Below are 1,003 nucleotides of genomic sequence, written 5' to 3'. Positions count from 1 at the left end.
TGCTCCCCCACCACCGCAGCCGGATCCACCCCGACCACATCCACCCGAGCCACCAACCCGGACACATCCACCGCATCCGCCCCGGGCACCACCAACACCCCGGACTCCACCAACAACCGCGCCCGCAAAACCTCATGACGCTCCATCAGGGCTGCCAGCGCGTCCCGCAGCGCCGCCTCGTCCAGTCCCGTCGGCGCCTCGACCGCCATCGACTGCACGACCGCCCGAACGCCGTCGGCACCGGCCCGGTCCAGCACCTCTCGCATCACCGGCGTCAGCGGCACCTCACCGACGGCGGAGTCCGCCGGGCGCGCGCCGTCCGCCGCTCCGTCGACCGGCGTCGCCACCGCGGCCAACCGCACCGGTGTCCGCAGCTCGTGCACCTGGCGGGCGCCGACGACCAAACCCTCGCGACGGGACCGCGACACCAGCAGCATCGCCGTGATGGAGTCGCCGCCCAGCGCGAAGAAGCTGTCCCCGACCCCGACCTCCTCCAGCCCCAAGACCTCGGCGAACAGGGCGCAGAACGCCTCCTCGGCGGGCGTCGCCACAGCCCGACCGGCACTCAGCGCAGCCTCCGGCACCGGCAGCGCGGCTCGGTCGATCTTCCCGTTGACGGTCAGCGGGAACAGGTCCAGGACGACGAGCGCCGACGGGACCATGTACTCCGGGAGCCGGGTGGCCGCGAACTCCCGCACGTCTTCGTCGTCCGCGCCCCCGACGACGTATCCGACCAGCCGACCATCCCGAGCCACCACCACGGCCCGCTCGACCTGCGGGTGCGCGGCAAGGACGGCCTCCACCTCCCCCAACTCCACCCGGAAGCCACGGATCTTCACCTGCGCGTCCGCACGTCCCACGAACTCCAACTGCCCGTCCGACGTCCACCGCGCCAGATCCCCGCTGCGGTACATCCGCCCGCTGCCGTCACCGAACGGGCACGCGACAAACCGCTCCGCCGTCAGATCCGCACGACCGATATAGCCGCGGGCCAGACCCTCCC

1 protein-coding gene is annotated in these 1,003 nt (G+C 72.5%); it reads right to left on the bottom strand.

The annotated features are described in order from the left end of the window. On the bottom strand, positions 1–1,003 hold a 1,003-nt coding region (locus tag ACWDEW_RS48850), incomplete at both ends, for an AMP-binding enzyme (RefSeq protein WP_450522846.1).

Source organism: Streptomyces sp. NPDC001100, from assembly GCF_053598575.1.
This window is presented reverse-complemented; position numbering and strand designations above follow the sequence as displayed.